Genomic DNA, 15,753 nt, shown 5'->3' on the forward strand with positions numbered 1-15,753 from the left:
TCTCGGTCTAGGCCGAGGCAAGCCAAACCCGCAGCGGGCCAACCGGTTTGCCGCCGTGGTGGATTGCCGCAGCCAGGTCTTCGTCCTGCTCGTAGCCGACGACGCTTCGGCCAGGCCACAATTGGTGAACGGCGCTCAAGCAGTCGGCCCAGGCATCGGTTGCCTCTAGGCCGGAATAGAACAGATTGGTTATGCCCACCACGTTCCCGCTTCGGTGGGCGACCGCACCGGCGGTGAACCGGTCGCCGTCCCCGCGGCCGAGCACCGCCACCGAATCGTCGGCCAGCAGCTCCGGTCGAAATATCTTGCGGAGCACCGGATCCTGACTCCAGGAGCTCGCCCACTCGGCCAGCGCGCCGGGCGCATCGATCAAGGTCCAAGGGCGTGACGAGGCGGGCGGCGGAAGCTCGGCCGGTCGATAGATCCACTGCGCCTCGAACAGGATGTGGAAGCCCGCCGCACTGAGGTCCAGACAAGCAAAGCTGTCCTTGATCGATGCTCCGGGCGCAATGCGGTCGATTCGGCTGAGCAACTGATCGGAGGCCGTGTGCGGGCCGAGGGTCACCGCGTCCGGATACAGCGGTGGGGTCCGCTGGGCACTCGCCCACGCGGTGGCATCGAATGCACTGGTCAACCCATGCGACCGGCACATCGCGGCGCACCATTCGGCGTTGTCGAGTGCGGCCGCGCGCACCCACTCGTTCGTCTCGGTCCGCGCGGTCACGGCATACATCGTGACAGATTACGCAATCGTGATGCATCCCGGCGATTTGCCCTTTCCGTGTGGGCGAACATCGGGCAGTATCCGATTGGTACCGAAAATCGGCCTGGGGCAGTGGCCGGTGACCTCTGGCGGGGGGATCTTCCATGGATTGGGTAAAGCTGTTTTTCGAGACCGCGCCGATGTGGTGGGGTCCGCAGACGGTGCGCGAGTCGGACCGGCAGCGCGCGGCGTCCATCGCGCGGCTGGCGGGCGACGGGATCGAACGAGTCCTCGAATTGGGCGCGGGCAGCGGGACGACCGCGGTGGTGATGGCCGATCTCGGCTACTCGGTGACCGCGGTGGAACTCAGTTCGGTGCGCGCGCAGCAGGCGCGGGAGCGCGCCGCCGAGGTCGACGGGCGGGACCTGCGGATCATCGAAGGCGACTTCTACCAGGTCGAACTCGGTGCGCAGTTCGACTGCGTGGTCTATTGGAACGGCTTCGGCGTCGGCAGCGACGCCGACCAGCGCACGCTGCTGCGCCGGGTCAGCGGTGAATGGTTGCGCCCCGGCGGCGCGATGATCCTCGACGTGTTCAGCCCGTGGAAGTGGGCCCGCGCCGCCGGCGAGATCGACCACGAGCAGTACCTCGTCGACCTCGCCAACCTGAATGACTACGACCCGCTGACCAGCCATTTCAGCGACCGCTGGTGGCCGGTCGACAAGGAAGCCGAAGCCCTCGACCAGTTCGGGCGCTGCTACGCGCCCGCCGACCTGCTGCTGCTGGCCGAGGGCACCGGCCTGGTCGTCGAGCGGATGGAACTCGACGGCGCGGAACTCCGGACGGATCAGCGCAATTCGACGACGCACCCGCTCTGGGACGCCTGGGAATACCAGGCGGTGCTGCGCCGGGAAACGAACTGACCGCTGCCCGGCGGATCAGGCGCCGATCGAGCCGAGCAGCATGGGCAGGGCGTTCTGCATCTGCACCTTCCAGGCGTCCCAGTTGTGGCCTTGCGCAGGCACATAGCGCTCGTCGACCGTCGCGCCCAGATCTTGCAGGTGGTCGACGAAGCGGAAGTTCTGTTCGTAGGCAAGCGATTCCACGCCATCGCCGTTGCCATAGGAGACGAACAGTGGGATGCCGGTCAGCTTGTCGGCCTGGCTGTAGGGGTTGTTGGCGACCCAGATCTCGCGATGATCCCGGTAGTCGCCCCAGACCCGTTTCCAGTCGGCGGCGCAACCCTGACCCGGCTTGTCGGGTTCGCCGGGCGCGCCCGACTCGTGCAACGGGTCCACGTTCCCGCTGAACGAGGCGGCGGAATTGAACCAACCCTGGTGGGCGGCAGCGAACTTCATCGCGCCGAGGCCACCCATCGAGTTGCCCGCGATCGCCCGGGTGGTGTTGGCGTGGTAGGTGGATTCGAGGATGGTGCGGACGTCGTCGAGCAGGTACTTCTCCCAGGCCGGCGGGCCGTCGTGATTGTCGTTGTACCAGTCGGAATAGGCACTGCACCAGCTGGTTTCGGGCAGCACGAAGATGGCGTTCTTGCCCGCGGTGAGCGCCTCGAGATTGCCCTTGTCGGTCCAGGATTTGTGATCGTCGAAGCCGCCGTGCAGCACCCAGACGGTGGGCCAGCTGCGCGTGGATTCCTTGGTCCAGCCGGGCGGCAGCAGCAGCCGGACCACCTTGACCGACCAGTCCGGCCCTTCGAGGTTGGGGGAGGAGACGCCGATATCGAGAATGCGGTCACTGACCCTGGTTTCCCAGCGGACCGTGCCCGCTGCGGCCTCGGCGGGTGCGTCGACCGCGAAAGGCGCAGTGAGGCTGGCGATTACGGTGGCGACGGCCAGGGTGAGTCGACTGAGTCGGGGCAACGGGTGATCCTTTCCTCTCGGGATCGGCTCCGAACCGTGCGATCCCGCACGAATGAATCTAAAGCAGATGCCCCATTTGCGAATAGTGTTGTTCGCAAATTGGGAGATTTCACGAACAATGCGGTGCTCGGCTGAATCATCATGTAGACCAGTGCTTCTCGGCCGTAGAGCCCGATGGACGATGGGTATGAACCTGTCCGGCACAGTGATCCCCATGCGTATCGCGGTATACCTGGCCCACCCCCGACCCGACAGTTTCAACAGAGCCCTCTTCGACGCAGTCGTCGACGAGTTGCGGGGCCGAGCGGTCGAGGTCGTACCGCATGATCTCTACGCGGAAAACTTCGATCCAGCACTCGCCGCGGGGGAGACCGAAACCGTCGACAGCACACCGGCCGTCAACGAACAGATCCGCCGATACCAGAACGAACTGCCCGAACTCGACGCCCTGATCTTTATCCACCCGAACTGGTGGGGCATGCCACCCGCCATCCTCACCGGCTGGATCCAGCGAGTGCTCACCCCTGCCGTCGCCTACAAACTGTCCGATGCCGCCGGCGAGCCCGTCGGCCTGCTCCGAGCCAAGCGCGCCCTGATCCTCAACACTTCCGACACCACGGAAGACCGCGAACGTGACGTCTTCGGCGACCCACTCCAGCAGATCTGGGCAGCCTGCGTCCTCCCGTACATCGGCGTTGAAGACGTGCGCCGCAAGGTATTCCGCACAGTCACCGACTCGACCGACCAACAGCGCACCACCTGGCTCCAGGAAGCCCGCACCCTGGCTGCGGCACTCGCCGCGGACGGCTAGCCAGATCGGACGCCCGCGATCAAGGTTCGAACCCCCGGGACATGTGAGCACATGCTCACGTGTCCTGATTGTTATCTCGAACAACAAATTGGTCGCTTGAACAGGTTGTGCTGTGGGTCACAGTCGAATATGTTGCAGCGAACAACATTCGCTCGATCTCGACCGCCCGGGCACGCCCGGGGCGGTGGTTCCACGAAAGGCCCCCTCATGCGTAAGGGCATTCTCGGCGTTGCGGCCGTCTCGGTCGCCGTGCTGACCTCCTTGACTTTGACTGCTTGTGGTGACGACTCGAAGAGCTCGGGAGGTGGCGGCGCCAAGATCGGGGTGATCCTGCCGGACAGCAAGACCTCGGCCCGCTGGGAAACCGCGGACCGCAAGTACCTGCAGCAGGCGTTCGACTCGGCCGGCGTCAAGGCCGACATCCAGAACGCGCAGGGCGACAAGACCGCCTTCCAGACCATCGCCGACCAGATGATGACCAACGGCGCCTCGGTGCTGCTGATGACGAACCTGGACAGCGGCACCGGCAAGGCCGTGATCCAGAAGGCCAAGTCGCAGGGCGTCACGGTGATCGACTACGACCGGCTCACCCTCGGCGGCGGCGCCCAGTTCTACGTGTCCTTCGACAACGTGAAGGTCGGCAGCCTGCTCGGCGAGGGCGTGGCCAAGTGCCTGACCGACAAGAACGCGAACAAGCCGGTCGTCGCCTACCTCAACGGCGGCCCGACCGACAACAACGCCACGCTGCTGAAGACCGGCTACGACGGCGTGCTGAAGCCCAAGTTCGACGCGGGCCAGTTCGTCAAGGGCCCGGACCAGGCCGTGCCGGAATGGGATAACACCCAGGCGGGCACCATCTTCGAGCAGATGCTCACCGGCACGCCGAACATCGGCGGCGTGGTCGCTGCCAACGACGGCCTGGCCAACGCCGCGATCGCGGTGCTGAAGAAGCAGAAGCTCAACGGCCAGGTGCCGGTGAGCGGCCAGGACGCCACGGTGCAGGGCTTGCAGAACGTGCTCAAGGGCGACCAGTGCCTGACCGTCTACAAGGCGATCAAGAAGGAAGCCGAAGCGGCGGCCGAACTGGCTATCGCGCTGACCAAGGGCCAGCCGGGCCAGGCGAACGGCACGGTGAAGGATCCCGAGGCCAAGACCGACGTGCCGTCGGTGCTGCTGGAGCCCAAGCCGATCTACGCGCAGCAGGTGAAAGACGTTGTCGCGGACGGCTATGTGACCAAGGCCGAGCTGTGCACCGGCGAGATCGCGAAACTCTGCGCGGACAACGGCATCTGATCGCACCCAGCCCCTTCCGCCGTTTCGATGAGGGGACGGCGGAGGGGGCTCCTTCTCAGGAGCAGCACTATGAGTGAAGCATCGCGAAGCGATTCGATGAGGGGCGGTGGCCGGGCGACGGGTGGGCCGGAAACGCCCGTAGTCGAATTACGCGGCCTAGAAAAGAGTTTCGGGGCGGTTCACGTCCTGCACGACGTCGCCTTCAGCGCCTACTCGGGTGAGGTGACCGCGCTGGTCGGCGACAACGGCGCCGGGAAGTCGACGCTGGTCAAATGCATCGGCGGCACCCACCCGATCGACGCGGGCGAATTCCTGTTCGAGGGCAACCCCGTTCAGGTGCACAGCCCGCGCGACGCGGCGGCGCTCGGCATCGAGATCGTGTACCAGGACCTCGCGCTCTGCGACAACCTCGACATCGTGCAGAACATGTTCCTCGGCCGCGAACGCAAGAACGGGATCGTGCTCGACGAGTACGCGATGGAGGAACTGGCCGGAAAGACGTTGGCCAGCTTGTCCGTTCGCACCGTCAAGAGCGTCCGCCAGCAGGTGTCGAGCCTGTCCGGCGGCCAGCGGCAGACCGTCGCGATCGCCAAAGCCGTGCTGTGGAACAGCAAGGTGGTGATCCTTGACGAACCGACCGCCGCGCTCGGCGTGCAGCAGACCCAGCAGGTGCTCGAACTGGTGCGCCGCCTGGCCGACCGCGGGCTCGCGGTGGTGCTGATCTCGCACAACATGAACGACGTCTTCGCGGTCTCCGACCGGATCGCGGCGCTGTACCTGGGGCGGATGGCCGCCCAGGTCCGGACCTCCGATGTGACCCACGGCCAGGTCGTCGAACTGATTACGGCAGGCCGCAGCGGCGCACTGGGCCTGGACGCGAATGGAGTCAAGGGATGAGCGCCGTTATCGACGAAAAGCCCACTACCGCACCGGTTTCCGATTTAGTGAACACCTACGTCGGCCGGGTGCGCAGCGGTGACATGGGCGCACTGCCGTCCGTGCTCGCCCTGGTCATCCTGTCCTGCGTGTTCTGGGCCGCGCGCCCGGTCTTCATGTCCGAGGCCAACTTCGCCAACCTGTTCACCCAGGGCGCGGCGATCGCGGTGATCGCGATGGGCCTGATCTTCGTGCTGCTGCTCGGCGAGATCGACCTGTCCGCCGGCTTCACCAGCGGCGTCTGCGCCGCGGTGCTCGCGGTGTTGCTCACCGACCGCGGCTGGCCCTGGTACGTAGCGGTGGTGGCGTCGCTGCTCACCGGCGTGGTGATCGGGCTGATCATCGGCGCCATCGTGGTGAAGATCGGCATCCCGTCGTTCGTGGTGACCCTCGCGGCTTTCCTTGCGCTGCAAGGCGTCGCGCTGAAGATCATGGACAACGGCCGCAACATCTCCATCCGCGACGACACCATCCTCGCCATCGCGAACAAGAACGTCCCACCGCTGCTCGGCTGGCTGATGTACCTCGTGCTCATCGCCGGGTTCGCGTTCCTGCAATACCGGAAACTGCGGGCCCGCAACAAACTCGGGCTCACCGGCGAAACCGCGCCGGTGATCGTGGCGCGGATCGTCGCGGTCGCGGTGGTGCTCGGCATCGCGGTGCTGGTGCTCAACGGCGAACGCAGCCGCAACCCGGAACTGCACTCGCTCAAGGGCATGCCGATCGTGGTGCCGTTGATCGCGGTGCTGTTGCTGCTGTGGACCTTCGTGCTCAACCGGACCTCGTTCGGCAGGCACATCTACGCGGTCGGCGGCAACGCCGAGGCGGCCCGGCGCGCGGGCATCACCGTCGATCGGGTGAAAATCCTTGCCTTCGTGCTGTGTTCGACGATGGCCGCGGTCGGCGGTCTGGTCGCGGCGTCCCGGGCCAACTCCGTCGATCCCAACACCGGCGGCAGCAGCGTGTTGCTGCTCGCGGTCGGCGCGGCGGTCATCGGCGGCACCAGCCTGTTCGGCGGACGCGGCCGAATGCTGGACGCGGTGCTCGGCGCCGCGGTGGTCGCGGTGATCGACAACGGAATGGGCCTGATGGGCTACAGCGCGGGCACGAAGTTCGTTGTGACAGGATTCGTGCTGCTCTTGGCGGCCGGCGTAGATGCCTTGTCGCGCAAGCGCACATTACTCCGTAGGTAACTCACGCATAGCGAAGGACGGTGAATGCGAGCAGCCCCTTCTCCGGATGAGATCCGCAAGAGCAACTTGGCTGTGTTGCTCCGGCACGTCCATCGCGACGGTCCGGTCTCGCGGGCCACGCTCGCGGAGCGAATGGGGCTGAACCGCAGCACCATTCTGGCCTTGACCGCCGACCTCGCCGCGGCCGGTCTGATCCGCGAAGAACTTCCGGGCCAGACCGGCAAGGCGGGCCGTCCGTCGCTGGTGGTGCGGCCGGAATCGGAGCGGGTCTACGTCATCGCGTTGGACGTCGGCGCCGACCGGCTCGCCGCGGCCCGGGTCGGGCTGGGCGGTTCGGTGCTCGACCAGATCGAAACCACCAGGCCGCGTGGCACTTTCGACCCGGACGACGTGATCGCCACGCTGGCCACCATGGCCCGCGAGTTGATCGGCAAGGCCGCGCGCGACGCCTTGTGCGTCGGTGTGGGCGTGGCGTTCTGCGGGATGGTGCGGGAGGAGGACGGCGTCGTCCGCTACGGCCCGAACATCGGCTGGGTCGATGTGCCGTTCGGCGCCAGCCTGACCAGGGAACTCGACCTCGGCCTGCGCGTCGTGGTCGGCAACAACGCCAACCTCGGCGCGCTCGCCGAACGCGAGCGCGGCGTCGGCGCGGGCCTGTCCGACCTGATCTACCTGCACGGCGACGTCGGCATCGGCGCGGGCATCATCATGGGCGGTCGGCTGCTCGGCGGCGAGGGCGGTTACGCGGGCGAGGTCGGCCACATGATCGTCAACCGGGACGGACGACCTTGCGCCTGCGGTTCACACGGCTGCCTCGAGGTCGAGGCCGGTGAGCTGGGCTTGATCGCCGCCGCCGGCCGCGACGACCCGGCGGGCCGGGCCGCGGTCGAGGCGATCGTGGAGGCCGCCGCCCGCGGCGATTCGACGGCCAGGGACGCGCTGCACCAGGTGGGGGACTGGCTCGGTTACGGCGTCGCCAACCTGGTCAACATCTTCAACCCGTCGATGGTCGTCTTCGGCGGCGTGCTGCGCGAGATCTACCTCGCCTCGGCCGCCCAGGTGCGCAGCCGGGTCGCGGTCGACGCGCTGCTCGCGGTCCGCGAACGGGTGCGGCTGCGCACCTCGGCCCTCGGTGGGGACGCCACCTTGATCGGCGCGGCCGAACTCGCGTTCACCGACGTGCTGACCGATCCGGTGCAGACGCTGGCCCGGATCTCCGCCGCGCGCGCCTGAAACCGGGTGTGGGCCAACCGCGGTCGGTTGCGAGCTTCCCGCTGCTCACCAAAGCCGACTACTATGCGCAGACCACCGTTCGGGTGATCGAGCACACGATGCGTGAGCGACAAAAGGGGTTTCGATGGATAGGCCGGCGTGGGCGCCCGAAGGCGTGGATATGCAACAGGCGAGCCCGGCACGAATGTACGACGCGCTGCTCGGCGGCTCGCACAACTTCGACATCGACCGCACGGCCGCGGAAATGGCCAAAAATCTGGTGCCGGATCTGCCCAGGTTGGCGCTGAGCAACCGGGCGTTCCTGCGCCGGGCGGTGCGTTTCCTGGCCGATTCCGGAATTCGCCAGTTCCTCGATATCGGGTCGGGGATCCCGACAGCGGGAAATGTGCATGAAATCCTGCAAACCATCGATCCGGAAATCCGGGTGCTCTACGCGGACATCGATCCGGTGGCGGTCGCGCACTCGCGCGCGATCCTGCGCGGCAACAGCCGGGCCGCCGCCATCGAGGCGGATCTGCGCAAGCCCGCCGAGCTGCTCGATCGGGCAGGCGATACCGGGTTGATCGATTTCGACCAACCGGTCGGTCTGTTGTTGATCGCCGTGCTGCACCTGCTCTCCGATGACGACGAGCCGGTCAAGAAGGTCGCCGACCTGCGAGCCGCGGTCGAACCGGGCAGCTACGTGGCCATCTCGCACCTGACCTCGGAGATGCGCCCCGAGGACGCGGGCAAGCTCGGCGCGCACGCGACCGACAAGAGTCGAGTTGGTATCCATTTTCGCAATCGGGACGGCATCGTCGCTATGTTCGATGGATGGGACCTGATCGAGCCCGGCGTGGTCGAGTTGCCGGTCTGGCGCCCGGAGTCCGAGCGGGATCTGCACGAGGCACCGGGCCGTTCGCTCGGCCTGGCCGGCGTCGGTCGAAAGGTCTGAAGCGCGAACCCGAACCAGCAGGGGGTCCCTGAGTGGGGTCGCACGAGCTAGCGATGCGGTGGGCCGAGGCGCTCGACGGCGCAGTGGCTCCCACCCTCACGCGGACCCAGATCGAGGCGATGCTCGCCGGGCTCGGTGAGGCGCTGGAGGCGGTGGTGCTCGGCACCGCCGAACTCGGCGTCGCCCGCGATGCCGCGTCCGTGCTGGTCGCGGCGAACTATCGGGACGCGGTGGCGGTCAGCCGTTCGGTGGTGGTGATCTGCCACGACCTGGTGGCCGACGTCTGCCCGGACCGCGGCAGCGCGGACTACGAGCGGATCCGGGATCGCGCGGTGATCGCCGCCGCCGAGTTCGCGGCGGGTTTCACCGCGGCCCTACGGTCGGCGGCGCTGGCCGAGCAGGAGGCCACGTTGGTCGCGACCCTGGCCGCCGCGCACGACGCCGAGGCCAAACGGCAGCTGTCCGAGGCCAGATTCGCCGCCGTCTTCGCCGGCGCCTCGGTCGGCATCGGCACCATCGACGTCACCGGTCGGGTGCTCGACGCGAACGTGGCCATGGCCGAAATGCTCGGTCTGCCAGTGGAAGTCATGCCCGGACAGACCGTGGACGCGCTGCTCGGCCCGGCGAACATCGGGTACGCCTTCGCCGAGTTGCAGCGACTGCTGACCGGGGCATCCGACCGATTCCGGCTGGAGACCGATCATCTGCGCCCCGACGGCACCATCACCACCATCGACCTGTCCATGTCGGCCGTGCGGGACAGCGCCGGGCAGGTGCGGTTCCTGATCGGGGTGGCGGTCGACATCACCGAGCGCAAGCAGCTGGCCGACCGACTCTGGCACGACGCCAACCACGACAGCCTCACCGGATTGCCCAACCGCACACTGTTTTTCGACCGCTTGGCGAACGCGAGCCCGCCGATCGGCGTGTGCTACCTCGATCTCGACGGGTTCAAGGAGATCAACGACGTGTGGGGACACACGGTGGGGGACAAGGTACTTCGCGTGGTCGGGGAGCGATTACGCGCGGCCGTCGGGCCGGTCGATGGGCTGGTCGCGCGGCTTGGCGGCGACGAGTTCATCGTCCTGATCGAAAAGTGCACGGGCGCAGAGAAATTGGCAGAGGTGTCCGGCTGGCTGTCGCATGCGCTGGTCGAGCCGATGGAGGTGGAGAACCATCTGGTGTCCGTCGCCGCCAGCATCGGCACCGTCTTCCTCGACGAAGTGCCCACCGCGCCGGATCAACTCATGCACGCGGCCGATACGGCCATGTACCGCAACAAGGCGGCGCAGGGCATGCGCGAGTCGCGGTTCCGGCAGCGGTAACGTCAGCGGGCGTTCAGGGAACGGGCCAGATGGTCGGCCAGCCGGTCGAGGTAGTCCGGCTCGGCTTCGGCATGCCGGACGCTCAAGCGCCAGAACATCGGTCCCGCAATCAGATCCAGCGCCAGTTCGATGTCGGTCTCGGCGGGCAGCTCGTCACGGTCGATGGCACGTTGCAACAGCTGGAGCCCCAGCGCCCGCCGCGGTTGCCCGATGGTGGTCCGAACCGCCTGTGCCAGAACGGGATTGCGCCCGGCCTCGGCGGTGAGGTCGGGCAGGATCGCCGCCATCCTCGGGTGGGTGAACCAGGTGTGCAGCAGTTCCAGGGCGGCCATCAGGTCGGTGCGCAGCGCGCCGGTGTCGGCGAATTCGGCCAGCTCGACGCTGAACTCGCCGAGCACCGCGACCACCATGTCCTGCTTGGACGACCAGCGCCGGTAGAGGGCGCTCTTGCCGACGCCCGCGCGCTTGGCCACCGCCTCCATCGACAGCCTGGCATAGCCGTTCGTGGCGAGTTCCTCCATCACCGCCGCGGCGACGGCGGCGGTGATCTGCGGTTGCAGGACGGCGGCACCGGTGGGGGCGCGTCGGGGCTTCTCGGACATGGCCGCAGTATACGGAATGGACGAGACGGTGCCGTCCCGACTATATTAGGACGGGACGGTACCGTATCGTCCAAATGAATGGGAGGGCTCATGCCTCAATCGGCACGTACCCCGGCCGAGGTCGTCGCGGAGGCGTTGCGGCTGCTCCTGGCCAAGGACATGGTCGGATTCGCGGGACTCTGGGCGGAACGGGGCAGCATCGAATTCCCGTTCGCGCCGGCCGGGTACCCGGCGGAGGTGACCGGGCGCGCGGCGATCGAGGACTACCTGCGGGACTATCCCGAGCAGCTCGACATCCGGGCGATCGATGCGCCGACCGTGCACGTGACCGGCGACCCCGAGATCGTCATCGTCGAGTTCACCGCGGACGGCGTCGCCGTCCGGACCGGGCGGCCGTACCGGATGCGCTACATCGCGGTGATCACCGTGCGCGCGGGCGAGATCGTGCACTACCGCGACTACTGGAATCCGCTCGCCGCCGCCGAGGCGCTCGGTGGCGCCGGTGAGCTGGCATCGTTCGGTGCGACGGAGGGGGAATCCATGAGCGAGCCGACCATCCTGGTCACCGGTGGCACCGGGACCACCGGAAGCCGGATCGCCGCGGGGCTGGACGCCGAGGGTGCCGAGGTGCGGATCGCCAGCCGGAACCCGCAGGGCGACAAACACATTCGATTCGATTGGCACGATCCCGAGACGTACGGGCCCGCCTTGGCCGGAGTGGATGCCATCTACCTGGTCCCGCCGATCGGCGCGACCGATCCGGCCCCTATCGTGGAACCCTTTCTGGCGCAGGCGGTTCGGGCCGGTGTGCGGCGAGTGGTGCTGCTCGGTTCGTCGGCGGTCACCGACGAGACGCCGGGGCTGGGCACGCTCTACGGACTGGTGCGCGCGGTGCCGGAATGGGCGGTGCTGCGCCCGTCCTGGTTCATGCAGAACTTCGTCGGCGGGCATCCGGTGGCGGCCGGCATCCGCGCCGCGGGCGAGATCGTGACCGCGACCGGTGACGGCCGGGTGGCCTTCGTCGACGCGGAGGACATCGCCGCCGTCGCGGTGCGCGCGCTGCTGGATCCGGTGCCGCACAACACCGAGCACGTGATCACCGGGCCGGAGGCGCTGAGTTACGCGCAGGCCGCGGTCATAATCGCCGAGCAGACCGGGCGGGTGGTGCGACACGAGTCGATCGGCGTCGCCGAATTCACCGAGCTGGTCCGCGAATCCGGCGTGCCCACCGACTACGCGGCGTTTCTCGCCGGGCTCGACGACGATATCCGGCGCGGCAGCGAAGACCGGGTCACGTCGGTGGTGCCGGACGTGACCGGGCGCGAGGCCGGATCGTTCCGGGCGTTCATCGCGCGCAACTGGACGGAGCTGGCGGTGGACATGGCGGCGGAAGTTGTTGTGCTGCCGGGCGGTTCAGTGTACTGAGCGCGGGCCGTCGAGCTCGGCCAGGCTGTTCGGCACGAAGAACGGCGGCCTGCTGCGGCCGGAAACGCGGTAGCGGCCCCAGAAGTCGAGGTCGCCGATGCGGGCGGGGGCGGTGCCGTAGGCGGTGCTGACCTCCCCGGCGGCTTCGTCGCCGACGGCGGCGGCGAGTTCGGGGTTCGGCCGAATTCGCCCGTACCAGCGATAGATTCCGTCGATGCCTTGGAAATGGCCGCGCAAGGTCAGTTCGACGGGGATCCCGGCGCCGTCGATGGTGACGGTCGCCGGTCCCTCGTAGTCGTAGTCGTCGGCGGGGTCCGCCATGGTCGGTCCTATTGGTCGAAGGCGATGTCGACGTGGTCGGTGAGCGGGACGGATTGGCAGGCCAGGGTGAGGCCGATGGCGAGGTCGGCGTCGACCAGGGTGTCGTTGCGCAGCATGCGGACCTCACCGGAGCGCACGGTGCAGGCACACGCGCTGCACGCGCCCTCGCGGCAGGAGTAGGGGGCGTCGTAGCCGCTGGCGAGCAGGACGTCCAGCAGCGGCGTGTGCCGCGGCCAGGACAGTTCCAGGCGGCGGCCGTCGAGTTCTACCGTTGCGGTGGCCGGGGTTTCGGCATCGTCGCGGGTGATCACGATCTCCGCGAACGGATCACCGGTCAGTGACTGGTAGATCTCGGTGTGCACGTGCCGTTCGGTCATGCCCGCGGCAATCATCGCGGTGCGCGCGGTGCGCATAAATGCCGTTGGGCCGCAGAGGAAAGCGTCGAAGCCGGTGTACGGCCAGAGACGCTCGGTCAATGCCTCGGCGGAGGGCAGACCCTGCGCCGACTCCAGCCAGTGGTCGACGATGAGTCGATCGGGGTACTCGGCCATCATGTCCGCGAGTTCGGTGCCGAAAATGACCGAGGGCGCGTCCCGATTGGCATAGAACAGGTAGATCGTGCCGGTGCCGGCGATCAAGGCGGACTTGATGATCGACATGACCGGGGTGATGCCGCTGCCCGCGGCGATCATCAACAGGTTCGCGTCCAACGACTTCGGGGTGAAGACGCCGGATGGGGACAGGGTGGTCATCCGCAGGCCCGGAGCCGCGTTGTCACACAGCCAGTTCGACGCATAGCCGCCCTCGGTGCGTTTGACCGTGATGATCAGATCGTCGTCGAGATGCGGTGAGCTGGACAGCGAATAGCAGCGCGCGACCGAGCCCGTCTGCTCGCTCGGTACGCGCAGGGTGAGGAATTGCCCTGGGCGGTGCCGGAAGCGCGGAACCAGCAGGTCCGGCACCTCGAAGACCAGGGAGACGGCCTCGGCGGTCTCCCGGATCACCTCGACGATTTCCAGCTCGTGCACATGGGAATTGGTGGTCGCCGCGGGCAGTGGCGTGTCTACCGGCGGCGCGGCGATGTCTGGGTCGGCCATCGTCACGCCGTCCTCGACAGCTCGGCCATGACGTCGTCCGGCAGCGCCCGGGCCAGCCGCAGGATCCGGGTGCTGACCGCGCCGCGGACGAACCCGACCTCATAGGCGAAGCGCAGCAACATCTCTCCGGCGAACTTGGAGTTCTCCCGATAGTTCGGGCTCAGCAAGGCGACGGCCAGCCCGTGCAGCGGATGGATGCCGACCGAGCGATAGACCCGGGGCGTCACGATGGCCGGCTGGATCCCGAACACCATGACCGAGAACACCAGTCGATGAGCGGCGTTGACCAGTTTGCCGTGCTTGGCGATCTGCCGCACCAACTCCTCGCGGGCGTAGGTGATGTGCCTGGCTTCCTCGAGCACGTGAATCTTGTTGAGCTGCCGCATGTGTGGCTGGATCCGCGGATCGTCCATGCTCTCGCGCTGCAACCGGTCCAGGGTCTCCTCGACCAGCAGTAGCCCGCCCATGGTGGCCGGGCCCATCGGGACCAGGCCGACCAGCCGCACCGCCTTGAACAGCGCCTTGGGCAGGAACGGCTGATAGGCGGGCAGGCCGGACTTGTTGATGAGCCTGCTGAACATCGTGGAATGCCGTGTCTCCTCGCCGACTTCGGCCAGCGCGTACCGGCTGTGGTCGTCGCCAGGGTCCCCGTGCTCGAGGAATTGGCGCAGCAGGAACGCCGACAGTCCGGACTCCACGATGATGCCGAAGCTCAGCGCGCTGACCGCCTCGTGCATGCCGAGCGTGCGGCGCTGCTCCTCGGTCAGCCGGTCCCACAGGTACGTCCCGTACAGCGTCTGCCGATGATCGAGCATCCACTTCTTGTCCGGATCCAGCGGCGCGTCCCAATTGATGTCGACCTCACCGTCATACGCGCGATCGGCCGCGGAACGCAGCAGGCGCTGGGCGGTCTTCTGCCGGTCGCCGACGTTCTTGCCGCGGGTGGTCGACATGCCTGCCGTGCTGACCGCGTGCCGCTTGGCGGGCGTGGTGTCGTGGGTGGTCATCGCTGCCTCCTCGAGGTGGAGCCGGGCCAGACGCGGCCGAGCCGGAGAATGGTGGTGGTCACGGGGCCGCCGAACAGGCCGATCTGAACTCCCTGGTGCACAAACGATTCGGTGTAGGTGCGGGCCGAGTCCGCATAGTGGCGGCTGAGCAGGGCGGTGGGCAGCGCATGCCGGGCGCGCACGCCGGCCGCGCGATACGGGCGCGGCGCGAGGAGCGCCGGATACAGCACGCTGGTCGCCGCCGCGGTCCAGAGCGCGGCGATCGCGTTGGAAAGCCGTCCGTGCTCGTCGATTTCGGCGATCAGCTCGTCCTGGGCGTAGGCCAGATTGCGCCGCGCCGAGACCCGGTGGATCTTCATCAGCTGACGCAGATGCGGCTGGATGTCCGGGTCGTCGGCGATCGCGGCGGCCAGGTCGTACATGGCCTGCTGGATCAGCAGCGTCACCGCCGAGGTCGCGGTGTTCTTCGGCGTCAACAGCACCAGCCGCGACACCACCTGGGCGAGCACCGGCCGCCGATACGGAGCCAGGCCGCTCTTGTGCACCATGCGGCCGAACATGGCCATGGTGCGGCTGTCCGCGTGAATGCCGGCCAGCGCGGCGCGGGTCTCGTCGTCGGCCGGGCCGGAGGCCTCGATGATCTCGCGGAACAGCAGCATGGACCGGGCGGCGTCGGCGTAGATGGCCAGCGTCAGCAGATTGGCGAGCTCGTATTTGGCCAGGGTGGCGCGCTGTTCGGTGCCCATCCGATGCCACAGCCAGGTGCCGTGAATGGTGCTGAGATTGTCCGGCAGCCAGCGCTTTCCGGGATCGATCGGCGCCGACCAGTCGATATCCAGGTCGCCGTCGTAGGTTTCGTCCGCGGCATCGAGCAGCAGCCGCTTGGCACTGAGCCTGCGCTCGGTCACGGTGCGACGGCGCCGCACCGGCGTGCCCGAAGTGGTTGTCGGCGAGTGGAATTCGATCGGCTCGGGGCTCGGCGTTCCCATCGTGCTC

At 67.6% G+C, this 15,753-nt stretch carries 16 protein-coding genes; 9 read left to right on the plus strand and 7 right to left on the minus strand.

Going from position 1 to position 15,753, the window contains the following annotated elements:
* Positions 1-7: 7 nt before the first annotated feature.
* Positions 8-724 carry a hypothetical protein gene (locus tag AB0M22_RS36965; RefSeq protein WP_364736851.1) on the minus strand — a complete coding sequence of 239 codons (717 nt, stop codon included), beginning with the start codon at positions 722-724 and terminating at the stop codon, positions 8-10.
* A 143-nt stretch (positions 725-867) separates the two neighbouring features.
* Between AB0M22_RS36965 and AB0M22_RS36970 the strand changes: the two genes are divergently transcribed.
* Positions 868-1,626 (plus strand): class I SAM-dependent methyltransferase, encoded by a 759-nt coding sequence (locus AB0M22_RS36970; RefSeq protein WP_364736853.1) that lies wholly within the window; start codon positions 868-870, stop codon positions 1,624-1,626.
* 15 nt (positions 1,627-1,641) lie between these two features.
* Here AB0M22_RS36970 and AB0M22_RS36975 read toward each other — a convergent pair whose 3' ends face one another.
* A complete protein-coding gene (locus AB0M22_RS36975; RefSeq protein WP_364736855.1) occupies positions 1,642-2,580 on the minus strand; it encodes an alpha/beta hydrolase family protein in 939 nt (312 codons plus the stop codon).
* A gap of 214 nt (positions 2,581-2,794) precedes the next feature.
* Here AB0M22_RS36975 and AB0M22_RS36980 point away from each other — a divergent pair, with 214 nt between their 5' ends.
* The 7 genes from AB0M22_RS36980 (at position 2,795) to AB0M22_RS37010 (ending at position 10,305) form a co-directional block, all read left to right on the plus strand.
* On the plus strand, positions 2,795-3,391 hold the full coding sequence (locus AB0M22_RS36980; RefSeq protein WP_364736856.1) for an NAD(P)H-dependent oxidoreductase: 597 nt from the start codon (positions 2,795-2,797) through the stop codon (positions 3,389-3,391).
* 207 nt (positions 3,392-3,598) lie between these two features.
* A complete protein-coding gene (locus AB0M22_RS36985) occupies positions 3,599-4,684 on the plus strand; it encodes a substrate-binding domain-containing protein (RefSeq protein WP_150403563.1) in 1,086 nt (361 codons plus the stop codon).
* A gap of 96 nt (positions 4,685-4,780) precedes the next feature.
* Positions 4,781-5,581, plus strand: coding sequence for an ATP-binding cassette domain-containing protein (locus AB0M22_RS36990; protein WP_364737131.1), 801 nt, complete (start codon positions 4,781-4,783; stop codon positions 5,579-5,581).
* A complete protein-coding gene (locus AB0M22_RS36995; protein WP_364736858.1) occupies positions 5,578-6,813 on the plus strand; it encodes an ABC transporter permease in 1,236 nt (411 codons plus the stop codon). The genes AB0M22_RS36990 and AB0M22_RS36995 overlap by 4 nt, the downstream gene beginning before the upstream one ends.
* A 24-nt stretch (positions 6,814-6,837) precedes the next feature.
* Entirely contained in the window at positions 6,838-8,046 is a 1,209-nt protein-coding gene (locus AB0M22_RS37000; protein WP_364736860.1) for an ROK family protein, read from the plus strand.
* A 124-nt stretch (positions 8,047-8,170) separates the two neighbouring features.
* On the plus strand, positions 8,171-8,980 hold the full coding sequence (locus AB0M22_RS37005) for an SAM-dependent methyltransferase (RefSeq protein ID WP_364736862.1): 810 nt from the start codon (positions 8,171-8,173) through the stop codon (positions 8,978-8,980).
* A gap of 53 nt (positions 8,981-9,033) precedes the next feature.
* Entirely contained in the window at positions 9,034-10,305 is a 1,272-nt protein-coding gene (locus AB0M22_RS37010) for a diguanylate cyclase (RefSeq protein WP_364736864.1), read from the plus strand.
* Between the two features lie 2 nt (positions 10,306-10,307).
* Here the strand turns inward: AB0M22_RS37010 and AB0M22_RS37015 are convergent, their stop codons facing one another.
* On the minus strand, positions 10,308-10,907 hold the full coding sequence (locus AB0M22_RS37015) for a TetR/AcrR family transcriptional regulator (protein ID WP_364736867.1): 600 nt from the start codon (positions 10,905-10,907) through the stop codon (positions 10,308-10,310).
* Between the two features lie 90 nt (positions 10,908-10,997).
* Here AB0M22_RS37015 and AB0M22_RS37020 point away from each other — a divergent pair, with 90 nt between their 5' ends.
* The gene (locus AB0M22_RS37020) at positions 10,998-12,332 is read left to right on the plus strand and encodes a nuclear transport factor 2 family protein (RefSeq protein WP_364736869.1); all 1,335 of its coding nucleotides are present in this window, start codon (positions 10,998-11,000) and stop codon (positions 12,330-12,332) included.
* On the opposite strand, the gene AB0M22_RS37025 is transcribed toward AB0M22_RS37020, so the two are convergent.
* From AB0M22_RS37025 to AB0M22_RS37040, 4 genes are read right to left on the minus strand one after another with little or no spacing between them, the layout of a single operon-like run.
* Positions 12,321-12,653 (minus strand): DUF4873 domain-containing protein, encoded by a 333-nt coding sequence (locus tag AB0M22_RS37025; protein WP_364736871.1) that lies wholly within the window; start codon positions 12,651-12,653, stop codon positions 12,321-12,323. The two genes, AB0M22_RS37020 and AB0M22_RS37025, sit on opposite strands and share 12 nt — an antisense overlap.
* Before the next feature lie 8 nt (positions 12,654-12,661).
* Entirely contained in the window at positions 12,662-13,750 is a 1,089-nt protein-coding gene (locus AB0M22_RS37030; RefSeq protein WP_364736873.1) for a ferredoxin--NADP reductase, read from the minus strand.
* A gap of 2 nt (positions 13,751-13,752) precedes the next feature.
* Positions 13,753-14,757 carry a diiron oxygenase gene (locus AB0M22_RS37035; RefSeq protein WP_364736875.1) on the minus strand — a complete coding sequence of 335 codons (1,005 nt, stop codon included), beginning with the start codon at positions 14,755-14,757 and terminating at the stop codon, positions 13,753-13,755.
* Positions 14,754-15,746, minus strand: coding sequence for a diiron oxygenase (locus AB0M22_RS37040; RefSeq protein WP_364736877.1), 993 nt, complete (start codon positions 15,744-15,746; stop codon positions 14,754-14,756). Before AB0M22_RS37040 ends, AB0M22_RS37035 begins: the two co-directional genes overlap by 4 nt.
* Positions 15,747-15,753: the final 7 nt, after the last annotated feature.

It is taken from the genome of Nocardia sp. NPDC051756, assembly GCF_040681495.1.
Taxonomy (GTDB): Bacteria; Actinomycetota; Actinomycetes; order Mycobacteriales; family Mycobacteriaceae; genus Nocardia.